This is a genomic window from Rhodococcus sp. IEGM 1370, assembly GCF_033142325.1.
GTDB lineage: Bacteria > Actinomycetota > Actinomycetes > Mycobacteriales > Mycobacteriaceae > Rhodococcoides.
This window is the reverse complement of sequence record NZ_JAWLRY010000005.1, coordinates 90,386-106,902: the sequence shown is the minus strand read 5'-3', so window position 1 is coordinate 106,902 and position 16,517 is coordinate 90,386. Positions and strand designations below refer to the sequence as shown.

Below are 16,517 nucleotides of genomic sequence, written 5' to 3'. Positions count from 1 at the left end.
TCAGGCTCCCAGGGTGTCGAGAAGTTCGGTCAGCACGGCGACGGCGTCGACCTTCGCGGTCAGGAATCCATCGGGACGCGAGTCACCCTCGACGCCGGTGAAGATCTTCTCGGGGCCGGCGAGCAGCACCTGCGTGACGCCTGCTGCCCGCAGTGCCTCCACGGCAGTGGCGGCCTCGTCGGCGTATCTCTTGTCGGTTCCGCAGACCACCGCTATGTGAGTTCCGGACGCCTCCACTGCTCCGGCAACAGCCTCGACGGTGAGCGGACCCGGGTTGACGGCCTCGATCCCGCCCGACGCCAACAGATTCGACGCGAATGTCGTCCGGACGTTGTGTTCGGCAACGCTGCCCAGCGGTACCAGAAGCACGGTCGGCCGTGAATCATGCTGAGCCAGATGAGCATCCGAGCGATCCCGCAAAGCTTCGAAAGCCCTGGCGTACCTGTACACGGTTGCCGAATCCTGCGGCTCGGTCTGCTCCGGGGTCAGTGGTGCCTCAGCCAGGTTGGGAAATTCGTTGACGCCCGTCAGCGGGGTCACTCGGTGAGCGATGTCGGAATCGCGTTCGGCGCGGGTCTTCTCGATCGCGGCCACGAGCGAACCGTCGGCGACAGCGGCACGGAATCCGCCCGACGCTTCGATGGTCTGGAAGAACTCCCAAGCCTTCGCGGCGACCGCAGCGGTCAGTTCTTCGATGTACCAGGACCCGGCACCCGGATCCAGGACCCGTCCGAGATGCGCCTCTTCGAGCAGCAGCAGCTGGGTGTTCCGGGCGATGCGTGCCGCGAACGTCTTCGATACCCCGGCTGCGCCGCCGTCGAGTGCCGCATCGAACGGGAGCACGGTCACCGAATCGGCACCGCCGACTCCCGCTCCGAACGACGCCAGCGTGGTCCGCAGCATGTTCACCCACGGATCCCGCTGCGACATCATCGCCTCCGAGGTCACCGCGTGCTGAGGAGCGTCACCGGCGTCGGGGGCTCCGCAGACCTGCGCGATGCGCGCCCACAACGTGCGAGCGGCCCGGAACTTGGCGATGGTCTGGAACTGGTCGTCGGTGGCGGAGAATCGGAACTCGATCTGTCTCAGGGCATCCGAGATGCCGATACCGGCATCGGTCATGGACCGGAGGTACTCGAGGCCTGCGGCGATCGCAGCACCGAGCTCCTGCGCGTCGCCGCCTCCGAGATTGTGGAACACGGTGCCGTCGACGGTGATCGCACGAACTGTCTCGGTGCGACCGATCGATTCACGAACCAGTTCGAGTGCCTCGTCCATCTCGATCGACTCGGTTCCACCCAACGGCGCTGTGAGAGTGGCCGCGCCGAGTCGGATGTCGACTGCGGCGCGATCGTCGATATCGGCCGAGTCGAGCACCCCGAACACTGCTGCAGCTGCTGCCCGAACATCCCCGCGCGCATCGAGCGTCAGCGGTGCGAGCTCGAGAAACACTCCACCGAGAACCTCCGGGAGCGCAGTCGGATCCACACCACCGGTGCCGACCGTCAACCACAGAGCGCTGGTGCCGTTGGAGAGGGAATCGAGTATCTGCGTGTTGAGGGTCGACGCGTCGTCGGCACCGTCGCCGCGGACCGAGCCGTGGCGGGTGCACACCTTCCAGCCGGCGTTGACGTCGCGGTGGGGGTCGCGGCCCCGCAAGTAGGGAAATTGCCCCGGCAGTGGACCTTCCGGGCGCTCGTCGAACGCGGTGTACAGCGGGGACACGGTGACCCCGTCGTACGTCGTCGAATCGAGTAGATGTTCGGCGTCGGCGGGCAGATCGGCCACCTCGACCCGACGAGATTTGGCCAGGACACCGGCCACTGCCTTCTGCCAGGCCGCATGAGCGCTGCGTGCGGCATCTTCGTGCGACGCGATGGACACGTGTGCTGCTCCCTCGGTTCGGCGGGTAGTCCTGCGCCCGACTTGAAGTGATGCTAACCCCACCGCCTTGCAGGTTATCGTGAGGATCACCTCACGTTCGGTAGGACGGCTCAGCTCTCGCACTCGCCGAAACACCGAGGTGTCGTCTCGCGCCGGTACGCTGGTCTCTCGTGACCCGGCACCTGCGTGACGTTCGACTGATCGCGCTGCTGGCGGTTGTTGCCGTCTTCGCTCTCGTGGCGGTGTTCGCTCCCCATCCGAGTGTCGAACAGATTCGCGATTGGGGCGTCTCAGTCGGCCCGGCATTCCCGCTCGTGTTCTTCGGCGTGCACGCGATCGTGACCGTCGCACCCGTCCCGAGAACACTGTTCACGCTCAGCGCAGGAGTGCTGTTCGGGCCCCTTACCGGATTGGCGGTCACCATCGGCGCGTCGACGGTCAGTGCGATTCTGGCTCTGCTGTTGGTCCGCGCGATAGGTCGAGAAGCCGTGGCAGCGCGGATGTCGCACTCGGTCCTGGATTCGGTGGACGAGAGTCTGCGGCGGCGCGGATGGCTGGCCGTCGGCTCTCTGCGCCTGATAGCGCCGGTGCCGTTCTCGGTGGTGAACTACGCGTGTGGCGTGTCGGCGGTTCGGCCCGTCCCGTTCGCGCTGGCGACGGCCGTCGGGATGCTGCCGGGCACTCTCGGAATCGTCGTGATCGGCGGAGCGATCGGGGGCGAGACACATCCGGCGCTGCTGGTGCTGTCCGCGGTCTGTATCGCGATCGGCCTCAGTGGGCTGGTCGTGGATTGGCGTCTGTCGCGCGGTTCGCGACCCGAGCCCACACCCGCGGGCAGTCGACAGGCCGGGAACCTTGATTCTGACTAATCAAGCCTTGAAGCTTGACTGGGTCACATCAACGATCTAGCCTTGTCCGATGTTCGTACTGACCGTGGACCAGCGCCGCAGTAGGCGCGATATCGATCGCGTACCCGAACTGCTCGATCGCTACCGCGACCACGAGCTGATCCGTCCCTTCGAGCGAACCGCAGGAGACGAAGTGCAAGCCGTCTGCGAGGAGGCCGCCATCGTCGTCTCGATCGCCCTCGAACTGGTATCCACCCCGCACTGGAGCGTGGGCATCGGCATCGGCTCCGTCGAACTCCCGCTGCCCGAGACCACGCGCGCCGGACGCGGACCGGCGTTCGAGGCAGCCCGGGACGCCGTGACCAGAGCCAAGAACGCACCGGCTGCACTCGCCGTCAGCGGCCCCGACGCCGCTGCAGCCGAGGATGCGGAGACCGCATCGACCCTGGTTGCGCTGCTCGTCGGCAGACGCTCGGACCAGGGCCGAGAAGCAGTCGAACTCATGGCTCGCGGGTTGTCGCAGACCGACGCGGCCGAACGACTGAAGATCAGCAAACAAGCCATGTCGCAACGACTCTCGGTAGCCGGCTGGCACGTCGAGAACGCGGGCCGCACCCTGGCGACTCGCTTGCTCGACACCGCGAACACGACGGAAAGCCATCGGTCATGATCGTCGCCACCCTCGTGCTGCTTGCACTGACCGCAATCGCCGCTACGGTCCCCGCCGGCACCGGAATTCGCCGATGGTTGCCCACCGCCGCCGCGTCGAGTCTGCTCGCGGCAGCGGCAGTCCTGGCCACTGTCGCCGGACCGGCCTACGGTCTCGGCCACGCCATCGGAGTGGTCCTGAGCGTCGTCGCTGCGGCCTTGGGTGGAACAGCGATGGTGCCCACCGTTTTTCGCGTCGCACGACGACGAAGCGACTCGACCGGAGAAGATCCGGTCGAGCCGCTTCGTGGTGGACTGACCATCGGCATCCTCGAACGCGTGGCCGTTGCCGTGTCGATTCTCGCCGGTTGGCCGGAAGGGATCGCCATCGTGCTGGCAGTCAAGGGACTCGCGCGCTATCCCGAACTGCGCGAATCCCATGCCTCCGAACAGTTCATCATCGGCACCTTCGCCAGCGTGCTGTGGGCCCTGGCCGCTGCCGGCGTCGGAACTGCCCTGATCAGCTGATCAGGGCGGACCTCAGCGCTGTTCCGGCTCCGCCTCGGGTGACGCCGCCAGGGCACCGAGGTCCAACCCTTTGGACAGTTCGGGAGACGCAGCCAGCGACGTGTCGACCGGCTTGCGCGCCACTGCTTCTGCCGCCTTGACCGCCTCGGCGACCGCCGGATCGGTCTTGGTCTCGAACCATTCGGCGACCTCGTCGGAGTCGTCCTCCGGCTTGGGCTCGTTGCCCGCCGACTCGTTGGGCTCGTAGCGGAAGACACCGTCCTCGCCGGGCGCACCGAGGGTCTTGGCGAAGCCCTTGAGCGCATCGCCGAAATCGCTCGGAATCATCCACACCTTGTTCGCATCGCCCTGCGCCATCTGCGGCAGGGTCTGCATGTACTGGTACGCGAGCAACTCGGGGGTCGGCTTGCCGGCCTTGATGGCACCGAACACCTTCTCGATGGCCTTGGCCTGGCCCTGGGCCTCGAGATACTTCGCAGCTCGATCACCCTGCGCCCGCAGGATGCGGGACTGCCGCTCACCCTCGGCGGTGAGGATGGACGCTTGCTTGCCACCCTCGGCCGCGAGAATCCGACTCTGCTTGTCGCCCTCGGCGGTCTTGATCGCCGATTCGCGATGGCCCTCGGCAGTGAGGATGGTCGCTCGCTTCTCGCGATCGGCCTTCATCTGCTTCTCCATCGATTCCTGGATCGAGGGCGGCGGATCGATGCTCTTGAGCTCCACTCGGGCCACTCGCAGACCCCAGCGGCCGGTCGCCTCGTCCAGCACGACGCGGAGTTGACCGTTGATCGAATCACGCGAGGTGAGCGTCTCCTCCAGCGTCATTCCGCCGACGACGTTACGCAGTGTGGTGGTCGTCAACTGCTCGACGCCGACGATGTAGTTGTTGATCTCGTACACGGCCGATTGCGGGTTCGTCACCTGGAAGTACACGACGGTGTCGATCGACACGGTCAGGTTGTCCTTGGTGATCACCGGCTGCGGGGGAAACGACACGACCCGCTCGCGCAGGTCGACCTTGGCGCGGATGCGGTCGACGAACGGCACCAGGAACGTGAGCTGTCCGGACACGGTGCGTGTGTAGCGGCCCAGCCGTTCGATGACGGCGGCCTCGGCTTGCGGGACGATCGAGATGGACTTGGCCATCAACACCGCAACGAACGCGACGATGACAGCCAGTGCGATGAGTGCTTCCACTTGGCTACGGTCCCTTCCATACGACGGCGGTAGCGCCGTCAATTTCCATCACGGTCACGGTGGTGCCAGGGGCATAGACCTCGGTCTCGTCGAGAGGACGAGCCGTCCACACCTCACCACCGAGCTTGATCTGGCCTTCGTGGGCAGTGACCTGTTCGAGAACGACCGCACTCTTACCGGTGAGCGCCGCCATGCCCATCGGGGTATCGGGCGGATTCGCGAAGCGCCGCAACAGAATCGGCCTCAACCCGAGCACCAACGCCAGTGACAGGACACCGAAGACGATCGCATCGGCCCACACCGGGAAATCCGTCAGAGCAGAGACACCGGCAGTGCCGAGCGCACCGCCGGCAATCATCAGAAGAAAGAAGTCGCCCGTCAGTGCCTCGGCACCGGCGAGCACCACTGCCGCTATGAGCCAAATGATCGCTGCCACAGCCTCCATACAATCATGAATCGGACAATTGCCGGTGCGTTGCTGGACACAGCCCTACTCGGTCACGAAGTCGACCAATTGTTCGACGGCACCGATCAACGGTGCCTCGAGATCCCGAAAGCTCGACACCGACGAATACACCCGACGCCACCCCTCCCTGGGAGTACCCCACCCCAGCTCTCGGCAGATCCCGGTCTTCCAATCCTCGCCGCGCGGAATCTTCGGCCACGCAGCGATTCCCACGGCCGCAGGCTTCACCGCTTCCCAGACGTCGATGAACGGATGACCGGTGACCAACACGTGCTCACCCAGCGACCTCGTCAGCTTCGACTCCTTGGACCCGGTCACCAGATGATCCACCAGCACTCCGACGCGACGGCCGGGGCCAGGACCGAAATCGGCCAACCGCTCCCCCAGATTGTCCAGACCCTCCAGATGTTCGACGACCACGCCCTCCACCCGAAGATCGTGTCCCCACACACTTTCCACCAGGGCCGCGTCGTGCACGCCCTCGACCCAGATGCGGCTGGCACGGGCCGTCCGTGCCCGCAGCCCCTCGACTTTGGTCGAACCGGACGCGGAGCGCGTCTGCTGCGGCGTTGCAGCGGCGGGCTTCGGACGCACCAGAGTCACCCGGCGTCCGTCGATCAGGAATGCCGCCTCGCGCAGGGCGAACAGCCGCGTCGTTCGGGCACCGTCCTCGAGACGGACGAAATCTCCGTCGTAGGTGCGCTCGAAGCCGACCACGGCACCGCAGTACCCGGTACCGGCATCTTCGACGACCAATCCACGGTCGGCCGACACCTCCGGTGCCGGAACCTTGCGCATGCGACTGTGCCCTCTGAGAATGTCTCCGCCGTACATGTCGTTCACGGCGACCAACGCTAGCGACACCGGCGTCTCCAGCACGGTTCGCCACGCCGACCTATGCTCGTGAGTCGTGTGTTCCTCTAGCGCAAGTCTCGCCCTGTGGGCCGGTTCCTGGCTGGCCGGTTCCAGCTCGCCCGACGACGTCATCGACGCGATGTCCGAGTGGGCACCGATGCATCTCGTCGGTGCGGGTGATCCGGACGCTGCCAACGATTTCGGGCTGCAGTACCCCGGCTACGCCGAGGGAATAGCGGGCTTGCTGCCTGCGATCAGAGCGGCCGCAACTGCGTCGACGCCCACGGCCGGGGACGATCGGATCAAGCTCGTTCTGCCCGCCCCGGGCGCGGTGAGCGGCCTCCCCGCCAACACGGACTTCTCCCGAGCTGCCCTGAACACCGGTCAGGCGGTGGTGATCGGTACCTCGGGCAACACCGGGATCGGGTTGGTACCCGTCGTCGAGGGGCCGGATGCGTTGCGCTGGACCGTCTACTCGATCGTCGTCCCCGAGCACGGTCATCGGGATCGGGGGTTGGGTGAGGCCGAGTACGAGATGCGTGAGGCCGTACGCGGTGCGGCCGACGCTCTCGCACGGATGCAGTCGCTACCCACCCGAACCCTCGACGCCGATCCGCGCACTCGTATCGCCGAGTTGATCGCCGACGCGGCGCGGCATCGCTACCCCGCAGACATGTCCGACAGGGCGTTCCGCGTCCTCGAATCGGCGGATCGGGTGGCCGCCATTCTGACGGTTGCAGCGGGATCGGCTCCGTCGGAGGCACCGACCGCGTCGGCAGCTGCAGCACGGGAAGAACTCGTTCGACCGCTCTGGGCTGCGGTGCGCACCGCACGCACCATCGCGGTCGCGACGAGCATCGAAGCGGCGATGCATTCCGCCTGACACCGCGTCCGGACGCGGTGTCAGGCGGCAACGTTCACGACGTGGCAGCGGCGGGCCGGGAGGGCCTGGTGGGCTGCTCACAGCACCCGACGGCGCAGCGACTGCCGTCCAGTGTCGAGCCGTAGCCGGGCACACTGCCGAGACCGCGGCATCGGCCGCCTACTCGGTATTCGTCCACCAGCTCGCGGATCATCCGTGGGAAACGCGCGTCGGATCCGGGAGTGCCTGCGCGCGCGAAGGCCATGCCGAGTTCGCGGGCCTTCTCCTCCGCTTCGGTGTCCAGATCCCACACGACCTCGAGATGGTCGGACACGAATCCGATCGGACACACGATCACGGCGTCGACGGACTTCTCCGACAGCGCTTCGAGATGATCACAGATGTCGGGGTCGAGCCACGGCACCTGAGGGGGCCCGGAGCGGGACTGCCAGACCAGGTCGTAGTCGTCGACGCCCGACGCGGCTGCGACCAGCCTCGAGGCCTCTGCCACCTGACGGCTGTAGAGGTGACCGCCGTCCTCAGGCGGGCCGGCGTTGGCGTCGGCGGCCGAGGGAATGGAGTGTGCGGTGAACACCAGACGCGCGCCGGCGCGGTGCTCCTCGGGCAGTGTGGCTCGCGCCGATGCGACGGCGTCGCTGAACGCGTCGACCATCAGCGGGTGGTCGTAGTACTGCCGGATCTTGAGCAGATGCGGCGCATCGTCACCGACGGCGGCGCGGGCCCGGGCGATGTCCTCGTGGTACTGCCTGCATCCGGAGTATCCGCCCCACGCGGAGGTGGGAAACACGAGTGCGTTCCTGATTCCGTCCGACTTCATGGTCGCGACGGTGTCCTCGATCATCGGATGCCAGTTGCGGTTCCCGAAGTAGATCGGCAGATCCACTCCGGCGGAATCGAATTCGACACGGAGGGCGTCGATGATGTCTCGGTTGAGCCGGTTGATCGGCGAGACGCCCCCGAAGTGCATGTAATGCTCGACGACCGCGTCGAGCCGCTCGGGCGGCACTCCACGTCCGCGAGTGACGTTTTCCAGGAAAGGGCGTACGTCGGCGGGCTGTTCCGGCCCGCCGAACGAGAGCACCAACAATGCGTCGAAGTCTCCAGGGGTGGTCATGTGTCCATTGTGCCCCCGTCGCCGACCGGCCCCGGTGGGGGTCCGATCGGCGATCGAAACCTCTAGGTGGGCGAAACCACGTGCGGTTCCGCCCACCGCGGTGTCACATGTTCTCGGGGAGGTACGTGTTGTGGCTGGCTCCACCGTCGACGTACACGATGGATCCGGTGGTGCCGGGCAGCCAATCGGACAGCAGCGCGACGATCGACTTCGCGACGACAGTGGGATCGTTGACGTCCCAACCGATGGGAGCGGCGCCGTCCCAGTAGACGTTGAGCTGGTCCATCTTGGCGGCATCACCGGTCGCAGTACCCGCAATTGCCTTGGCGGCAAGAGTCCTGATCGGCCCTGCTGCAACAAGATTGGAGCGGATGCGCTTGGCTGCGCCCACTTCCCGTGCCACGTAACGGTTCACGGACTCGAGGGCGGCCTTCGCCACACCCATCCAGTTGTAGTACGGCATCGAGGTGCGCGGATCGAAGTCCATTCCGACGATGGAGCCACCCTCGTTCATGACCGGGAGCACGGCGCGCGCCAGCGACGCGTAACTCCACGCAGAGATCTCGAATGCCCTCGCGGCATCGGGTCCGGGGCCGTCGAGGAACGGCTTCGCATCGGGGCCCATGAGGGTGCGGGGCGCGAATGCGATCGAGTGCAGAACCCCGTCGATACCTTCCGGTGCCACTTCGCGTACGCGGTCGGCCAGCGCCGCGAGGTGCTCCTCGTTGGTGGCGTCGAGCTCGATCGCCGGGGGCACCTCCTTGGGCAGACGCTGCGCGATGCGGTCGATGAGTCGGAGTCGATCGAACCCGGTGATGATCACCTTGGCACCCTGCTCCTGCGCCATGGCTGCAGCGTGAAAAGCGATCGAGGCGTCGGTGATGATGCCGGTGATGAGAATGGTCTTGCCTTCGAGCAATCCGCCCATAGTGCTGTATTCCTTAATTCGGAGGTGTACGTCTGTCGAAATCGTTGTGCGAGTAGGACTTCAGTGCCCCATGCCCATACCACCGTCGACGGGAATGACCGCACCGGACACGTACGACGAGTCAGGTCCGGCAAGGAAGCTCACCACTGCCGCAACGTCCTCGGGCTGACCGAGACGCTGGAGGGGGATGTATTCCTTCGCCTTGCCGCGCAAGTCGTCCGAGAGCTCTGCCGTCATGTCGGTTTCGATGAAACCCGGGGACACGACGTTCGCCGTGATGGAACGCGAACCCAGTTCCCTCGTGATCGATCGAGCCATTCCGATGACGCCCGCCTTGGACGCTGCGTAGTTGATCTGCCCCGGTCCGCCGGCCATGGCCACGACAGAACTCAGGAAGATCATCCGACCCCAGCGCGCGCGCAACATGGCTCGGTTGGCGCGCTTGGCGACGCGGAAGGCTCCGGTCAGGTTCGCGTCGATCACACGCTGGAACTGGTCCTCGGTCATACGCATCAGCAGTGTGTCGTCGGTGATACCGGCGTTGGCCACGAGCACCTCGACCGGTCCCTGCTTCTCTTCGACCTCCTTGAAGGCCGCGTCCACCGAGGCGGAGTCGGTGACGTCGCAGACGACTCCGAACAGCCCGTCGGGAGCGCCGGAGCCACGGTGGGTGACGGCCACCTTGTGGCCGTCGGCTTGGAGTCGCTGGGCGATGGCAAGACCGATTCCCCGGTTACCTCCGGTGACGAGTACCGATCGCGCGATGAAGTCAGGTGTGGACATGCCTAGCAACCTATCTGTTCGTCCTGGAATGACAAAGCGAAACTTACTGGTGAGTAAGAACAACGATCACGGGAGACGTTGCCGCATCACCAATGCCGAACCGAGGCCGACCGAGATGCACAGGACGCCGAGTATCAGCCACGGACGCGACGCGTCTCCGCGGGTGATCTCGAACCCGATCTGTTCCTCGAGGGTGTCGTAGACGTCTCTGAGATCCTCGAGCGACGACGCGGAGAAGAAGCTGCCGCCGGACAGATTCGCGATCTCCCGCAACGACGGATCGTCGACCGGTACGGGTACACGTTCGACGCCGTTCTCGTCCTCGATCTCGACGGAGCCGTAGCTCGTGCCGAACGAGATGGTCGAGATGGGCACGTTCTTGTCCTTGGCGGCACGCGCCGCGGTGTACCCGCCGCGGGGGTCGTCGAGGTTCTGCGGAACGGTCTGCTTACCGTCCGAGAGCAGCACGATGCGCGCAGGCGGCGCCGCGTCGCCGCCGCCGAGTATCGCGCCGAGAGTGTCGATCGACTGGAGCGAGGTGAAGATCGACTCGCCGGTGGCCGTTCGTTCGCTGAGTTGCAACCTGTCGATGGCGGATTTGGTGGCTTCGCGGTTGGCCGTGGGCGAGACCAGGACGGACGCCGTTCCGGCGAACGCGACCAATCCGAGATTGATGCCGGGCGTCAGTCCGTCGGCGAAGGACTTGGCTGCTTCCTGCGCGGCTGCCAACCGAGTCGGCTCCACGTCGGTGGCCTCCATCGACAGGGACACGTCGATGACGAGCATGACGGTCGCTCGGTTCCGTGGCACCCGCTGGTCCGCTGTGGGACCGGCCAACGCGACGGTCAGGAACATCAGGCCGACCAGAACCAGTGCCGTCGGCAGGTGTCGCAGCCGATTGGGCCGATCCGGCGCAACGGACTCGAGCAGTTCCATGTTGGAGAACCGCAGCACGTGTTTCTGCTTGCGCCGCTGGATCACGACGTAGCCGACCGTCAGTGCGATGACGACGAGGAGAAAGCCCAGCCACCACGGCGAGGCGAAATCGGTCAGGCTCATCGCGGTGCCCGCGCAGTGTTGGTGAACCCGGACCCGATGGTGTGCCTGCGTGCGGTCACGAACCGTACGACGTCTGCGATCCAGTCACCGTCGGTGCGGAGCGTCAATCGGGGTGCGCCGCAACGACGTAGCGCCTTCTCGACGTCGTCGCGGTGTGCTGCAGCTGCGCGCGCGAAATCTGCACGCAGCCGAGGCGTGGTACTGAATTCGCGAGTGCGGCCGGATTCCGGATCGTGGAGAACCACGTCACCGACGTCGGGCAGTTCCAGATCACGTGGGTCGAGTACCTCGACGGCCAGCACGTCGTGTCGAGCGGAGATGGCCCGAAGCGACCGCTCCCAATCGATCGGCCCGAGGAAGTCGCTGATCACCACAGCCATCCCGCGGCGGCGTTCGGGCCGTCGCAGCGCTTCGATGGCAGCGCGCAGGTCACCGCGCACACCGTCGGCCGCAGCCGGCGTCGTGGCAATGGCACGGAGCATCGACTGAGTGTGCACGCGTCCGCCGCGTGCCGGAATGCGGTTGGTCTCGGAACCGGTGGCCACCACCGCGCCGATTCGATTACCGCCACCGCCGGACAGATGAGTGATGGCGGCCGAGGCCGCGACCGCGAGATCGCGCTTCTCGCACCCGGTGGTGCCGAAGTCGAGGCTGGCCGACAAGTCGACGACGAGCCAGGTCTCCAGCTCGCGGTCGGCCACGGACTGCCGCACGTGCGGATGCGTCGTACGCGCGGTGACCGACCAGTCCATCTGGCGGACGTCGTCGCCCGGCTGGTATTCCCTGGCGTCGCCCGGTTCCGAACCGGGACCGGGAATCAGCCCGAGATGATCGCCGTGCAGCACCCCGTCCAATCGGCGGCGGACGGTCAGCTCCAAGGTCCGCAGCGCGGCAGCCAGTTTCGGATCGCGCAGTTCACCCGATCGGAAGGACGGCGGCCGAGAGACGACGGCACGGGATGCGGTCACGGAAGCGGTGTCGGATCCGCTCACTGCCCCGGCGTACCGATCGCCGATCCGTCACCCGACGGCTTCTGCAACGACGGTGCCGGCTGACCGTACTGACCGCCCTGTGGCTGCTGAGGTCCCGGCTGCTGCTGGGGTCCCGGCTGCTGCTGGGGTCCGGGCTGCTGCGACGGAGGCATCTGGCCCTGCGCGGGAAACTGCCCCGGAGCGGGAAACTGGCCAGGATGCTGACCCTGGCTCGGGTAGGGACCCTGTGGCTGACGTCCGTCGAAGTGTGGGCCGTCCGGACCGGCTCCGTTGCCCTGCGGCACCGGTACCGCCTGCGGTGACACCTGCGGCAACCCGACGGTCTGCAGCACCCGGGAGATGACCGTCTCCGGGGTCACCTCGTCGGCCAGAGCGTCGTAGGACAGCACGAGACGGTGCCGGAGCACGTCGGGGATGACCTCGAGAACGTCCTGGGGAACGACGTAGTCGCGACCACGGAGCAGAGCCAGTGCGCGAGAGGCGGCGATGATGCCGAGCGTCGCACGCGGCGATGCACCGTAGGCGATCCAGCTGGCCACGTCGTCCATGCCGAACTGCTCGGGAGTTCGAGTAGCAGAGATGACCCGCACCACGTAGTCGACGAGCGCATGGTGCACGAACACCGAGCTGGCCAGATTCTGCAGGCGAACCAACTCGACCGGGTCCAGGATCTGCTTGGGCTCGGGGGCTTTGATTCCCATGCGGTAGACGATCTCGCGCTCTTCCTCGACCGTCGGGTAGTCGACCACGATCTTGAACAGGAATCGGTCTCGCTGCGCTTCGGGAAGGGGGTAGACACCCTCGTTCTCGATGGGGTTCTGCGTTGCCATCACCAGGAACGGATCCGGCATCGGGAACGTCTTGCCGCCGATGGTCACGTGTCGTTCTGCCATGACCTCGAGCAGAGCGGACTGAACCTTGGCCGGTGCACGGTTGATCTCGTCGGCCAGCACGAAGTTGGCCACGACGGGTCCGAGTTCGGTGTCGAACTCCTCACGACCCTGACGGTAGATGCGAGTGCCGACGAGGTCGGTGGGAACAAGGTCGGGCGTGAACTGAACTCGCGAGAACGAGCCACCGACCACACGTGCGAACGTCTCGACGGCAAGGGTCTTCGCGACGCCGGGAACACCCTCGAGCAACACGTGTCCGCGGGCGAGCAACCCCACCAGAATGCGCTCTACCAGCCGATCCTGACCGACGATCACGCGCTTGACCTCGTACACGGCTTTCTCGAGAAGCTGGACGTCCTCGGCCAAGGCCGGACTGTCCACCCGCTTCGGCTCCACACCCGGTGGATTCGACGTCTCGGACTCGACTCGCGTCGACCCCTCGTCGTTCGAAATCCGGCCGTCACGTGATGTCACCAAGAATTCACCGCTTTCAGTCGATCGTCGTCGGGCACGTTTCATACCGCCGCAATCAACTATTCCAGGTGTTCGGCACGCGCGCCGAAAGGCACCCCCGACGCGCGCGCCGGATCCGCGCTCAGGACACCATGCGCACGGCGTACGGCGTCATTCCGCTGTATCGCACGTCGGACACCTTGACCACCGAACCCGACTGCGGAGCTTCGAGCATCTTGCCGTCGCCGAGGTAGAGCGCGACGTGTTGGCTGGCGTTGGGTCCGTAGAAGATCATGTCGCCCCGCTTCATCTCCGAGGACGGCACCTGCTTACCCGCTGTGTACTGGTAACCGGTGTAGTGCGGCAGCGAGATCCCCAGGCCCGCGAAGGCGTAGATCATCAGCCCCGAGCAATCGAAGCCGACCTTGTTGTAGTCGCCGTAGCTGTCCGCTACTCCGCCGTCCCTGATGCCTTTGGTCGGTCCGTTCTCGTCGCCGCCACCCCACGAGTACGGCACGCCGAGTTGACTCATGCCGCGGTCGATCGCCAATTCGACGGCTGCGCTTCCGGTCACCGACGGGGTCGTGGACGTCTTCGGTTTGGCGGGCGTCTTCGGCGTGGTGGGAGTGCTCGGCGTGGTCGGGGTGGTCGCGGTGGAACTGTCCGAGTCGGTCGATGCGCTCGAATCCTCGTCCACGTCCACGTGTGAACGCTGGCCCTCGGCGATGGCCGCCGCGCGTTGCTGCGCCGCCAGGTTGGCCGATACTCGCGCCGCTGCCTGCACGGCAGCTTCCTTCGCTGCGGCCGTGGCGGCGGCGATGGCCGCGTCCTCGGCCGCCTTCTGCGCCTCCCAGGTGCCGTACGCCGCACGCTGATCCTGCAGACCGGCGACGTTGCTGCGGGCGGCGTCGAGTTCGGACTGCGCCGAGTCGCGCTGTGATTCGATCGTGGCCTTCCGGTCGGCCTCTGCCTGCAGCGCTGCCTGCGCCTCGGCGATGGCCTGTTCGGCCTCTGCTTTCTTGGCCTCGGCTTCCGAGGCGGCCGCGTCGGCCTGCTGCTTGGATTCACGCGCCGCCGAATCGCGGTTCGCCTGCTCGGTACGGGCCCGTTGCAAGCCGTCGAGTACCGCGTTCTGGCTGTTGGAGAGCACCTTGAGGACCTGGGCGCGGTCCAGGACATCGTCGGGTCCGCTGGATCCGAGGAACGATGCCATCGAGGCAACCCCGGAGCCCTGGGTGTAGCTGGATTTGGCGAACTCGTCGAACTTCTTCTGGGCTGCCTGGATCTGGGTGCCCGCATCGGCAAGAGCCTGTTGCGCGGCACCGACGACGGCCGCAGCGACATCGGCCGCGTCACGCGCATTCTGCAGATCTACAAGGGCCTTGTTGACGCCTTCCCGCTTCGACGCCACCTCGTCGTCGAGTTGGGCGAGTTGCTGGTTGGCCGACGCGATCGCGTCGATCAGCTGACCCACCTGGCCGAGGCTCGAATCGACGGCGCTGCCTGCGGCGGCGAGATCGGTGTCCGAGGGGTTGGGCGGTGGCGGAGGTACCGCGGCGGCAACCCCGGGAAGGGTCGCCGTCAACGCGAGAACGAGGCCTACGCCCACCAGCACGAATCGGGTACGGACGAGTGCACGGCGGTGAGTTCCGCGGACTTGACGTCGGCTCACAAATGTCTCCCTCGGGTCCGGCACTCACTCGGGTTCGCGTCGAACCGTCGTGCCGTCGAGGTGCTCTCCGTCCTCCACCCCGATCGCAGGTGACGGTGAGCGTTCTCGCCGGGCAGGAAAGAAACACGCAGCGATACGACAGGTGCGAACCACGTCAGTCACACCCGAAGCAGTGGCCTCCCGAGTTCCCCACGGATGACAACCGCCTTCTGCGACACTCCTTCCCCAGCAGTGCCAATGGCACCGTACGACACTTCGCACCCTAAGGAAACTCCAGTCACAAATGACACATTGGTAATTCCACCAGGCACAACGCCGTGAACTCGGGGTTTACCGGAAACAATTTTTCCGACTTTTTCGGACGACCTCACGGTCATGATCGCGACCGGGTCCGACAGTGCGGGTGTCGGTCACTCGAACGACACGCGCAGCAGAGCGCTCAGTCGCTGACGGACTCGCTGTGAGCGTGATCCTTCGACTCCGAACGAGAGCGGTATCTGCGGACCTTGACGGCAGCGGTCAGGGTCGCAACCGCGGCGACGACGATGACCAGGCCGCCGGTGAGTAGGCCCCACGGCGCCTGGTCCTCGACGAGGGTGTCGACGAAGTTGTCCGCGGCGACGACGTGGTTGCCGGTGTAGGTACGGTCCTGGCCTGCTTCGAGGGTCACCCGACTGATCGAGTCGCTGAACGTGCCCACCTGACCGGGACTGAGCACGAGAACCGTGCCACCCTCACGCGCTCCGACAGCGGTGGCGAGGTCGCGAAGTTGCGAGTCGTGACGAGGTTCGGTCGGCACGATCACGATGCTCAGGTCGATGCCGTGGTCCTCGGCGCGCGCAACGGCCGCGGACAACCCTGCTTCTTCGTCGGCGGGGGCACTGACACCGGACTCGCGGACCGTGGCGACGATGCTGTCGACGTCCAGACCTGCCGGTATGTCGGTGGCAAGTGGGGAAACGGCGTGAATCGGCTCAGGCATCTCTCGTCCAGTCGGTAGGAACCAGTCGGATCGAACCCTACGTCACCGCCGCGCCCGTACCTGGTAGGCCCGCAGGTCCGACGCAACTACTGAGGTCGCCCTTCATTGCGCAGCCGGGAGCACTACGTGAGGATCGTCCTGTGGATCGGTCTCGCGACACCCACCGAGGACCGGACCGCAGGTTTTCACAGGACAAGCGTACTGTTAGACTTCCATCGAGACACCGACTGTGCGTCCGCCTCGAACTCTCGTTACCGAGATTCGAGGCCGAGGCCCGCAGCCGGAGCCTCGCTTCAACCGTCGACACAGCCCCGTCGGCGGTGTGCCTCATA

The 16,517-nt window shown here is 66.0% G+C and carries 16 protein-coding genes; 4 read left to right on the top strand and 12 right to left on the bottom strand.

What is annotated here, in order from left to right; genetic code table 11:
* Positions 1–1,884: a methylmalonyl-CoA mutase small subunit gene (gene mutA, locus R4P47_RS10170; protein WP_317784698.1), complete on the bottom strand. Its 1,884-nt coding sequence runs from the start codon at positions 1,882–1,884 to the stop codon at positions 1–3.
* 170 nt (positions 1,885–2,054) lie between these two features.
* Between mutA and R4P47_RS10165 the strand changes: the two genes are divergently transcribed.
* From R4P47_RS10165 to R4P47_RS10155, 3 genes are read left to right on the top strand one after another with little or no spacing between them, the layout of a single operon-like run.
* The gene (locus R4P47_RS10165; protein WP_149405811.1) at positions 2,055–2,753 is read left to right on the top strand and encodes a TVP38/TMEM64 family protein; all 699 of its coding nucleotides are present in this window, start codon (positions 2,055–2,057) and stop codon (positions 2,751–2,753) included.
* A gap of 49 nt (positions 2,754–2,802) precedes the next feature.
* Positions 2,803–3,402, top strand: a complete 600-nt coding sequence (locus R4P47_RS10160; protein ID WP_094641852.1) for a hypothetical protein — start codon at positions 2,803–2,805, stop codon at positions 3,400–3,402.
* Positions 3,399–3,908, top strand: a complete 510-nt coding sequence (locus tag R4P47_RS10155; RefSeq protein WP_149405813.1) for a hypothetical protein — start codon at positions 3,399–3,401, stop codon at positions 3,906–3,908. Before R4P47_RS10160 ends, R4P47_RS10155 begins: the two co-directional genes overlap by 4 nt.
* A 12-nt stretch (positions 3,909–3,920) precedes the next feature.
* Here R4P47_RS10155 and R4P47_RS10150 read toward each other — a convergent pair whose 3' ends face one another.
* Genes R4P47_RS10150 through R4P47_RS10140 form a run of 3 tightly spaced genes read right to left on the bottom strand, consistent with a single transcriptional unit; the run spans position 3,921 to position 6,405 of the window.
* The gene (locus R4P47_RS10150) at positions 3,921–5,105 is read right to left on the bottom strand and encodes an SPFH domain-containing protein (RefSeq protein ID WP_068050491.1); all 1,185 of its coding nucleotides are present in this window, start codon (positions 5,103–5,105) and stop codon (positions 3,921–3,923) included.
* 4 nt (positions 5,106–5,109) lie between these two features.
* Positions 5,110–5,541, bottom strand: coding sequence for an NfeD family protein (locus R4P47_RS10145; RefSeq protein ID WP_032378478.1), 432 nt, complete (start codon positions 5,539–5,541; stop codon positions 5,110–5,112).
* A gap of 54 nt (positions 5,542–5,595) precedes the next feature.
* Positions 5,596–6,405 carry a DUF3097 domain-containing protein gene (locus tag R4P47_RS10140; RefSeq protein ID WP_149406020.1) on the bottom strand — a complete coding sequence of 270 codons (810 nt, stop codon included), beginning with the start codon at positions 6,403–6,405 and terminating at the stop codon, positions 5,596–5,598.
* Positions 6,406–6,481: 76 nt separating this feature from the next.
* Between R4P47_RS10140 and R4P47_RS10135 the strand changes: the two genes are divergently transcribed.
* Positions 6,482–7,309, top strand: coding sequence for a hypothetical protein (locus R4P47_RS10135; protein WP_317784697.1), 828 nt, complete (start codon positions 6,482–6,484; stop codon positions 7,307–7,309).
* Between the two features lie 34 nt (positions 7,310–7,343).
* On the opposite strand, the gene R4P47_RS10130 is transcribed toward R4P47_RS10135, so the two are convergent.
* From R4P47_RS10130 to R4P47_RS10095, 8 genes are all read right to left on the bottom strand, one after another.
* Positions 7,344–8,423, bottom strand: coding sequence for a ferrochelatase (locus R4P47_RS10130; protein WP_317784696.1), 1,080 nt, complete (start codon positions 8,421–8,423; stop codon positions 7,344–7,346).
* A gap of 103 nt (positions 8,424–8,526) precedes the next feature.
* Complete coding sequence (gene inhA / locus R4P47_RS10125) at positions 8,527–9,351, bottom strand: NADH-dependent enoyl-ACP reductase InhA (protein WP_032377850.1); 825 nt, start codon at positions 9,349–9,351, stop codon at positions 8,527–8,529.
* A 60-nt stretch (positions 9,352–9,411) separates the two neighbouring features.
* Positions 9,412–10,134 (bottom strand): 3-oxoacyl-ACP reductase FabG1, encoded by a 723-nt coding sequence (gene fabG1, locus R4P47_RS10120; RefSeq protein ID WP_068050494.1) that lies wholly within the window; start codon positions 10,132–10,134, stop codon positions 9,412–9,414.
* A 66-nt stretch (positions 10,135–10,200) separates the two neighbouring features.
* Positions 10,201–11,193 (bottom strand): VWA domain-containing protein, encoded by a 993-nt coding sequence (locus R4P47_RS10115; RefSeq protein WP_300522400.1) that lies wholly within the window; start codon positions 11,191–11,193, stop codon positions 10,201–10,203.
* A complete protein-coding gene (locus R4P47_RS10110) occupies positions 11,190–12,161 on the bottom strand; it encodes a DUF58 domain-containing protein (protein WP_068050497.1) in 972 nt (323 codons plus the stop codon). The genes R4P47_RS10115 and R4P47_RS10110 overlap by 4 nt, the downstream gene beginning before the upstream one ends.
* A gap of 20 nt (positions 12,162–12,181) precedes the next feature.
* Entirely contained in the window at positions 12,182–13,552 is a 1,371-nt protein-coding gene (locus R4P47_RS10105) for a MoxR family ATPase (RefSeq protein ID WP_317784695.1), read from the bottom strand.
* 121 nt (positions 13,553–13,673) lie between these two features.
* Positions 13,674–15,203: an NlpC/P60 family protein gene (locus tag R4P47_RS10100; protein WP_149405816.1), complete on the bottom strand. Its 1,530-nt coding sequence runs from the start codon at positions 15,201–15,203 to the stop codon at positions 13,674–13,676.
* A 439-nt stretch (positions 15,204–15,642) separates the two neighbouring features.
* On the bottom strand, positions 15,643–16,185 hold the full coding sequence (locus R4P47_RS10095; RefSeq protein WP_317784694.1) for a DUF6676 family protein: 543 nt from the start codon (positions 16,183–16,185) through the stop codon (positions 15,643–15,645).
* Positions 16,186–16,517: the final 332 nt, after the last annotated feature.

What these genes read in the sequence shown, in the direction of transcription:
- inhA (WP_032377850.1), bottom strand. Translation starts at nt 9,351, where the DNA reads ATGGGCGGATTGCTCGAAGGCAAGACCATTCTCATCACCGGCATCATC.
- R4P47_RS10160 (WP_094641852.1), top strand. Translation starts at nt 2,803, where the DNA reads ATGTTCGTACTGACCGTGGACCAGCGCCGCAGTAGGCGCGATATCGAT.
- R4P47_RS10115 (WP_300522400.1), bottom strand. Translation starts at nt 11,193, where the DNA reads ATGAGCCTGACCGATTTCGCCTCGCCGTGGTGGCTGGGCTTTCTCCTC.
- fabG1 (WP_068050494.1), bottom strand. Translation starts at nt 10,134, where the DNA reads ATGTCCACACCTGACTTCATCGCGCGATCGGTACTCGTCACCGGAGGT.
- R4P47_RS10155 (WP_149405813.1), top strand. Translation starts at nt 3,399, where the DNA reads ATGATCGTCGCCACCCTCGTGCTGCTTGCACTGACCGCAATCGCCGCT.
- R4P47_RS10095 (WP_317784694.1), bottom strand. Translation starts at nt 16,185, where the DNA reads ATGCCTGAGCCGATTCACGCCGTTTCCCCACTTGCCACCGACATACCG.
- R4P47_RS10130 (WP_317784696.1), bottom strand. Translation starts at nt 8,423, where the DNA reads ATGACCACCCCTGGAGACTTCGACGCATTGTTGGTGCTCTCGTTCGGC.
- R4P47_RS10140 (WP_149406020.1), bottom strand. Translation starts at nt 6,405, where the DNA reads ATGTACGGCGGAGACATTCTCAGAGGGCACAGTCGCATGCGCAAGGTT.